Annotated in this window: 1 protein-coding gene; it reads left to right on the forward strand. The window is 55.7% G+C overall.

Going from position 1 to position 463, the window contains the following annotated elements; all coding sequences use genetic code 11:
- Window positions 1–276 (forward strand): hypothetical protein (locus ETC02_RS17555; RefSeq protein WP_216367877.1); only part of this gene is annotated, 276 nt, incomplete at its 5' end.
- Window positions 277–463 lie beyond the last annotated feature (187 nt).

A 463-nucleotide genomic window follows, 5' to 3' on the forward strand; every position in this document is an offset into this window, starting at 1 on the left:
GGATGGTGCCATGCAGTTAACTTCCAAGTTGGAAGTATGCACTTCCCTGTTATTCAACGAATAATTACCGTCGACTTTTCCCGGGCAATTTCCATGTTCACCCGCAGGCGCTTCTCCTTGCGCAGCAAGCTTTTTCCGCCGCCGCTCAGAAGTCCGGTGCGCAGGCGAGTGCCAACGGCGGCGTGCGCACTCTCGTTGCAAGTGGGCGCTGCGCCGATGCTGTTCGGAGAATCCGTCTTGCGACAAGTCAACAACTCGAACCACGGCCTCGCCTAGCATTGAAAAAGTTCCTGCACGACAGTTGTCGGGCCTGTTGGTCGTCGCTCTGCCAAGTGCCTGGACATATTTCCGTTATCCACTGATTCGGAGTCCAACGTCGCCGAACGTGCCGGCTGCCGCGACTCTCGAAAAAATAGCCTGGAGAAACTCCGAAACAAACATTGCACATGGACCGTCGTCGCAA

The sequence above is a fragment of the Geobacillus sp. DSP4a genome (assembly GCF_013096875.1).
Lineage (GTDB): Bacteria > Bacillota > Bacilli > Bacillales > Anoxybacillaceae > Geobacillus > Geobacillus thermophilus.